Here is a 7,371-nt window from a genome sequence, read left to right as displayed (position 1 = left end):
TGCTGCTTCGGCTTCCGCTTCGGCTCCTAAGAAAGCAGAAAAGAAAGTTGAGAAAAAAGCTGAGAAGAAAGCTTCGGCTTCGGCTGCTGCATCGAAGTAATTCGATTCAGACCCTTAAAAGGCAGGGGATTCCCCTGCCTTTTTTTGTTTACACTCCTGCTTGCATTCACGCTGCGCTAATCCCGAGCCCGCTCATGAAATCATCATTACTGCAACGCAGCATGGCATTGCTGCTCTGTCTGGCCGCCGCCGCCGCAAGCGCGGAAAGCCGCCTTCCGATCGTCGAGCTCAGTGCGGGCATGCATGTGGTGCGCGCTGAAGTCGCCGCACGCAACGAAGATCGGGCACAGGGCCTGATGTTCCGGAAAAAAATGGGGGCAAACGAAGGGATGCTGTTCGTATTCGACGAGCCCCAGAAGATCTGCATGTGGATGAAAAATACCTATATTCCACTCTCGGTCGCCTTCCTGGACGAGAAGGCGCGCATCATCAATATTGAAGACATGGCGCCGCAGCGACTCGATTCACACTGCGCGCAGCAACCCGCGCGCTATGCGCTGGAGATGAACCTGGGCTGGTTCAGGCAAAAGAATATCAAGCCGGGCACGGAGATCGTCGGAATTCGATGAATGCCGGCCAGCAGGGCCGCATCGGTGCAGCCTGCCATTGCGGGCTGAATCCAGTCCGATAGCGCAGACCCTCAGCCGCAGCGCCGGCGATCCGGGCAATCCCGCCTGAAACGAAATCCCGATCAAAACGAAAACAGCCCGCACGGCAATGCCGGCGAGCTGTTTTTACTGCCCGACCCTTATTTACCGGGCCGGCCAGGCGCGTGTCAAGCCAGCGCTTTCAGCGCTGCTGACAGACGGCTCTTGTGGCGAGCAGCCTTGTTCTTGTGAATGAGCTTCTTGTCGGCGATGCGATCGATGGTCGAGATCGACGACTGGAACACCAGCGTTGCCGCTGCCTTGTCGCCACCGACGATTGCCTTGCGGACTGCCTTGATTGCAGTACGAAGCGCCGAACGCTGTGCTGAATTATGGGCGTTCTGCTTGACCGCCTGGCGGGCGCGCTTGCGCGCTTGTGCTGTATTTGCCATTAAATATCCTGGTACGTAGTCGGGAAGCCGCAGGAAATGCCACCCGCCGGCCGAAATTCTGTGAAGCGACGGAGTATAGCCCGCTTTCCGTCCCGGATCAAGCGCCGGGCTTTCCTTGCGCCATTACACCCTGCTTTCCCGGTCCGCGCCCACCCCTGCCGCTATAATTGGCGACCATGAATTTGCACAAGACCCTCATCACGATCTCCGGCATGACCATGCTGTCCCGGATCACCGGATTGATTCGCGAGGTGCTGATCGCCCGTGCATTCGGCGCTTCGGCTTATACCGACGCTTTCTTCATCGCCTTTCGCATTCCCAACCTGCTGCGGCGGCTGTTCGCGGAGGGTGCGTTTTCGCAGGCTTTTGTGCCGATCCTGGCTGAATTCAAGAATCAGCGCGGCGAACAGGCAACCAAGGAATTGGTCGATCATGTGGCCACGGTACTGGTCTGGACCTTGTTCCTGACCGCCCTGGTCGGCATCGCCACCGCGCCGGTGGTGGTATTCCTGATGGCAAGCGGGTTGAAGTCGGATCCGCTGGCCTTCGAAGCCTCCGTCAATATGACGCGGATCATGTTCCCCTACATTGCCTTCATGTCATTTGTCGCGCTTGCCGGGGGCATCCTCAATACCTGGCGTGAATTCCGGATACCGGCATTCACGCCGGTGCTGCTGAACCTTTCCTTCATCGTGGCAGCCCTGTTCCTGGCGCCCCACCTGTCGCAACCGATCTATGCGCTGGCAATTGCCGTGCTGGTCGGCGGCGTGCTGCAGGTGGCGATCCAGTTGCCGGCGCTGCGCCGGGTTGGCATGCTGCCGCGCTTGTCGTTCCGGCTGGGAACCGCATTCGCCTATCCCGGCGTGCGGCGCGTGTTGCGCCAGATGCTGCCCGCAACCTTTGCCGTCTCGGTCGCCCAGATCAGCCTGATCATCAATTCGAACATCGCTTCCCACCTGCAACAGGGCAGTGTTTCGTGGCTGTCCTATGCCGACCGGCTGATGGAACTGCCTACCGGACTGCTTGGCGTGGCGCTCGGCACCATCCTGTTGCCCAGCTTGTCGAAAGCGCATTCGCTGGGCGATACGGTCGAATACTCCGGCCTGCTGGACTGGGGCTTGCGCATCACGTTCCTGCTGGCGCTGCCGGCGGGTGTGGCGCTGGCGGTGCTGGCCGAGCCGATCACCAGCACGCTGTTCCACTATGGCAAATTCGATGCGCAGTCGGTCGTCATGACCAGCCGCGCCTTGGTCGCCTACGGGTTTGGCCTGATCGGGCTGATCCTGGTCAAGATACTGGCGCCCGGTTTTTACGCCCGGCAGGATATCCGCACGCCGGTCAAGATCGCGGTCGGGGTCCTGATCGCCACACAAGTGATGAACCTGATTTTCGTGCCCTTCATCGCGCATGCCGGACTTGCCCTGTCGATCGGATTGGGGGCTTGCCTGAACGCCGGCTTTCTTTACGCGGGACTGCGCCGCAAGGAAATCTATCGACCGCAGCCGGGTTGGCGCATGTTCCTGCTGCGGATGGCCGGTGCGACTTTCCTGATGGCCGGTGTGGCCGCCGCCGCGGCGGCGCAATTCGACTGGATCGCACTGCATGCCCAGCCGCTCACCCGTATTGCCTACCTTGCCGGGATCATGATTGCCGCCGGTGCAACATATTTCATTGCCTTGCTGCTGATGGGCTTTCGCTTCAGGGATTTCAAGCGTTCCTCGGACTGATATCGCTCAATCTGGCCAACGCTTCCCGGCCTGCGGCTTTATTTGCCGGCAGTCGCGCGATATGATGAAACGCATATGACGCTGACACCGATTGAGTACTTTGCGTCGCTGGTCCAGCAGGACGACTCGATCCCGCTGTTCGAGGCGGCGCTGTCCATTGCCCAGGATGCCGATCCGGCGCTGGACATGACGGCGCTGCAAATGGAAATGGACCTGATGGCGCAACGCCTGCAGCGGCGGTTTCCTGCCGATGCCTCGTCCGTCCAGAAGCTGCGGCTGCTGAACCATTTCTTCTACCGCGAACTCGGTTTCGCCGGAAACATCAACGACTACTACGCACCGGACAACAGTTACCTGCACCGGGTCCTGACAAGCCGCCGGGGCATACCGATCTCGCTGGCAGTGCTCTACATGGAGCTGGCGCAGCAGATCGGACTGGAGGTCAGGGGCATTTCCTTTCCCGGCCATTTCCTGATGAAATTATCAGTCAGCTCGGGCGATATCATCCTTGACCCGTTCAATGGCGCCAGCCTGTCGCGTGAAGACCTGGAGGAAAGGCTGGAGCCCTACATCGAGCAGGGTGCGCAACCGGCACAACTGCCGCTGGCGCTGTATCTGCGTGAAGCCCAGCCCAGGCACATCCTGGCGCGCATGCTGCGCAACCTGAAATCGCTGCACGCCAGCACGCCGGACTGGCGCAACCTGCTGAAAGTCCAGGAACGCCTGGTGATTTTGCTGCCCGACGAGATGGAGGAACTACGGGATCGCGGCCTGACCTATGCGGAGCTTGAATGCCCGCAAGCAGCGCTGCGCGACCTGCGGGCCTATCTCCAGGCCCGCCCGGACGCACCCGACGGACCGGCGTTGCGCCAGCGACTGCCTGAACTGGAGCGCGCCGCCGGGCGCATGAACTAGTACCGGCAACGAGGAGGCTGGTGGATCAGCCTTTTGCCCGCGCTTCGATTGCTTCCCACTTTTCGAGGTTGTGCATCAGCAAGGTGTCGATTTCGGCAAAACGCTGGTTCAAGCGCTGCACTTCATCCGGTTGGCTCTTGTAAAGCTCGGCATCCGCCAGCCGCACTGTTATGGATTTTTGTTCTGCTTCAAGCCCGGCGATCAATTTCGGCAATTCTTCCAGGTCGCGCTGTTCGCGGTAACTGAGCTTCTTTTGCCGGCCAGCGCCAGCCGCTGCCACTGGCGCTGCTGCCGCCGATGGCTTTTGCTCTTGCCGGGCCGCTTTGGCGGCGAGCTCGATTTGCGCCGGACGCATGCGTTCCCAATCGCTGTAGCCGCCGACATATTCGCGCCAACTGCCTTCGCCCTCGGCAACGAACACCTGCGTGACGACGTTGTCGAGGAACGCGCGGTCATGGCTGACCAGGAATACCGTGCCACTGAACTCTTCGAGCAAGACCTCCAGCAATTCCAGCGTCTCGATATCGAGGTCGTTGGTCGGTTCGTCCAGCACCAGGACATTGGCTGGCTTGGCAAACAGGCGCGCCAGCAACAGCCGGTTGCGCTCGCCGCCGGACAGCGATTTGACCGGCGAACGCGCCCGCTCGGGCGAGAACAGGAACTCATCCAGGTAGGACATTACGTGCTTGCGCTGGCCGTTGATCTCGACCCAGTCGCTGCCCGGTGCAATGGTCTCGGCCAGCGTTGCATCTTCGCTCAACTGCGCCCGCATCTGGTCGAAATAGGCGACTTCCAGCCGGGTGCCCTGCCGCACTGTACCGGTGTCGGGCGTCAACTCGCCCAGCATCAGTTTCAGCAGCGTCGATTTGCCGGCGCCGTTGGGCCCGATCAGGCCGACTTTGTCGCCGCGCATGATCGTCGCGCTGAAGTTGTCGACAATTTTTTTCGCGCCAAAGCTCTTGCTGACCTCGACCATCTCGACCACGATCTTGCCGGACTTTTCGGCCATAGAGATGTCGAGCTTGACCTGACCCTGCCGGTCCCGCCGCTGGCTGCGCGCCACGCGCAAGTCCTCCAGGCGCTTGACCCGGCCTTCGTTACGTGTGCGGCGTGCCTGGACGCCTTTCCTGATCCACACCTCTTCCTGCGCCAGGAATTTGTCGAACTTCGCGAACTCGGTCGCCTCGACCGCCAGCAGGTCGGCCTTGCGCACCTGATAGGCGCTGAAATTGCCGGGAAAGGACAGCAGCCGTCCGCGGTCGAGTTCGACAATGCGGGTGGCGACGTTGTCGAGAAAGCTGCGGTCATGGGTAATGAACAATACCGAGCCGCGATATTCGCGCAACAGGTTTTCCAGCCAGATGATGGAATCGAAATCAAGATGGTTGGTCGGCTCGTCGAGCAGCAGCACATCCGGCGCATTCACCAGCGCGCAGGCCAGCGCCACCCTCTTTTGCGTGCCGCCCGACAGCGAGCCCAGGAGGGCGTCCTTGTCCAGTCGCAAGCGCTCGATCATGTTCTCAACCCGTTGCGGCGCGGTCCACGCATCAGTGGCGTCGAGCCGGGACTGCAACTGGTGCATCCGCTCCAGCAATTCGTCGTCGTTGCCGGCGCCGAAAGATCCGGCCAGCTTCTCGTACTCATCAAGCAACCGGCGCGTCTCGCCCAAAGCATTGGAAACCGCGTCGAACACGGTCAGCTCAGGATCGAACGAAGGTTCCTGCTCGACATAGGCCGTGCGCAAGCCCTGTTGCAGCACCAGTAGGCCATCGTCGAGCTTGAAACGACCCGCGATAATTTTCAGCAACGAAGACTTGCCGGTGCCGTTGCGGCCGATCAGGCCCACCCGCTCCCCGTTCTCGAGGGAAAATTCAGTGTGATTGAGAAGTGCGACGTGGCCGAATGCGAGCTGCGCATCGGACAGGGTAATGACTGCCATGACGATAGATACCGATTCGTGAATTGTGGTTGGCCGGGGCCAGACGATAAACAGGTGGATGCCAAGCACCAGAAAGGCGCGCCGCAGGGCTATAGTTCGCCAGCCTTGCGCTGGTTCCCGCGTCCCCGCCGACGTTCAAGCGAAGGATTAGATAGGGCAAGCATCAGAATTGTACCAATTCCGTACCATCCCCTTCGCGGCGAAGTATGGCTAGTGTAGCCGACGAGTCCGATTGCGCCTAATGACGCCGGCCAATTTGACAGTCACACTCCCTGTACGATCCGTCAGGCATTTGATAGAAATCTCTTGCTTTAGCCATAACCAACCTCTGGATGAGTGGGACCAAAAAATGACGGAAAAGTCGTCTACAAAAGACAAGATGGTCGGCTCCTTAGCAGAGTACACGGCAAAGCATAGTAAAGTAAGTTAACCATGACATAGTCGGTACTTCGCAAGCGCCAATATAATCATGCTTCTCGTAGCATCCTCAACTGACCAATATGATATTTTGGTGTAAGGATGCATTTCGATTGCCTGCTCCAATCCAAACTGCTTATTTGAAAGCATTGTCTGATAATCCTGGTCCGACACAAAGCCAGTGACACCCAAAACACACTGCCTCGTGCTATCGATAGAATCCATAAGCTGATCGTAGGACATTGAATCAGGGTCAAAATCTGTCCCATCCGTAAATTTAAATGTATTGCACGGGTATCGCTCAGGATAAGACCATATTGACTTTGCACTAGCTGAAAATACTGCATTGTTGAAGGAGTATTTTTCGGAAGTTGCATGCATACACAAGAAATTTGATGCACGTTTGAGATATTTCTGCAATTCTTCAGGCGCATCAGGCAAGAACTGAAATTGACCATCTAAATTTTTAACTGTCCATGCGTCAAGAAGTGCATTCATACACGTTGCAGTAATGAACAATCTATCTCTACCTTTTCCTAAAACACCATCCCAAAATATTATACCTTCCTCGTCAGAACAATTGGCAAGATCGAAGAGCATTATCGTTGCCTTTCGCATCGCCTTGTCCAGACGATTCCTTGCATTTTCTAGAGCCGGAAACAAAGACAGTGTTTCTGCATCAAACGATCTCAATTGCTTGAGTATTCGCGCAACGAAATAATAGAATACTTCCACGTCTGGGTAGTACAGTAAAACGACATCGGGCCGCTTGTTTACCGTTTCGGATTCAATCAACCAGGCAATCATATTTGACGTGTCGTCGAAGATTTTCTGAAGCCTCTCGTCAAACCAGTTGAGTGAATTGGCTGATCTGATGGCAATTGCTAGAGCATATAAAACATTGGCACAAACCGATCCTTCGACATTATTTGTATAAAGTGGAGTTACGTGCCCTCCGCAATCCGAATTTTCAATTTTTATAGCCTCATCAAGACTTTGTATCCAAGTGCATGGCAAATTCATATCAGGGACAGTTCCTGACGATTTCTTCGCCTGCACATGCGCCTCAATAAAATGCCGCAACCAAATATACGTTCGTGGGTCAATCGTTGAAGCTGAATAGTCTTCGGAAAACGGTTTATATCCATAGCACTGCAGCAGTTTGGAAAACTTTTCCATATCAATGGAATCGATTGTGCTTACATTTGGATAGAGGTGGCTATTCCTCTTCAACAAGCAGCCAGCGACAATAAATAAACTCGAGTCGTCGAAGT

General features: G+C 56.9%; 6 protein-coding genes. 3 read left to right on the top strand and 3 right to left on the bottom strand.

Going from position 1 to position 7,371, the window contains the following annotated elements; translation table 11 throughout:
* Positions 1 to 194 precede the first annotated feature (194 nt).
* A complete protein-coding gene (locus Q7T64_RS05335; RefSeq protein ID WP_304792379.1) occupies positions 195 to 629 on the top strand; it encodes a DUF192 domain-containing protein in 435 nt (144 codons plus the stop codon).
* Between the two features lie 206 nt (positions 630 to 835).
* Here the strand turns inward: Q7T64_RS05335 and rpsT are convergent, their stop codons facing one another.
* Entirely contained in the window at positions 836 to 1,099 is a 264-nt protein-coding gene (rpsT, locus tag Q7T64_RS05330) for a 30S ribosomal protein S20 (RefSeq protein WP_304792376.1), read from the bottom strand.
* Positions 1,100 to 1,275: 176 nt separating this feature from the next.
* Here rpsT and murJ point away from each other — a divergent pair, with 176 nt between their 5' ends.
* On the top strand, positions 1,276 to 2,826 hold the full coding sequence (murJ, locus tag Q7T64_RS05325) for a murein biosynthesis integral membrane protein MurJ (RefSeq protein ID WP_304792382.1): 1,551 nt from the start codon (positions 1,276 to 1,278) through the stop codon (positions 2,824 to 2,826).
* A 75-nt stretch (positions 2,827 to 2,901) separates the two neighbouring features.
* Positions 2,902 to 3,741 carry a SirB1 family protein gene (locus Q7T64_RS05320; RefSeq protein WP_304792373.1) on the top strand — a complete coding sequence of 280 codons (840 nt, stop codon included), beginning with the start codon at positions 2,902 to 2,904 and terminating at the stop codon, positions 3,739 to 3,741.
* Between the two features lie 25 nt (positions 3,742 to 3,766).
* Here the strand turns inward: Q7T64_RS05320 and Q7T64_RS05315 are convergent, their stop codons facing one another.
* Together Q7T64_RS05315 and Q7T64_RS05310 are read right to left on the bottom strand one after the other, a co-directional pair.
* The gene (locus Q7T64_RS05315; protein ID WP_304792370.1) at positions 3,767 to 5,680 is read right to left on the bottom strand and encodes an ATP-binding cassette domain-containing protein; all 1,914 of its coding nucleotides are present in this window, start codon (positions 5,678 to 5,680) and stop codon (positions 3,767 to 3,769) included.
* Positions 5,681 to 6,106: 426 nt separating this feature from the next.
* A partial coding sequence (locus Q7T64_RS05310) for a hypothetical protein (RefSeq protein WP_304792367.1) occupies positions 6,107 to 7,371 on the bottom strand: 1,265 nt, incomplete at its 5' end.

It is taken from the genome of Lacisediminimonas sp. (genome assembly GCF_030645335.1).
GTDB lineage: Bacteria > Pseudomonadota > Gammaproteobacteria > Burkholderiales > Burkholderiaceae_D > Lacisediminimonas.
Note: the sequence above shows the minus strand (reverse complement) of the source record. Positions and strands in the feature narration are given on the sequence as shown.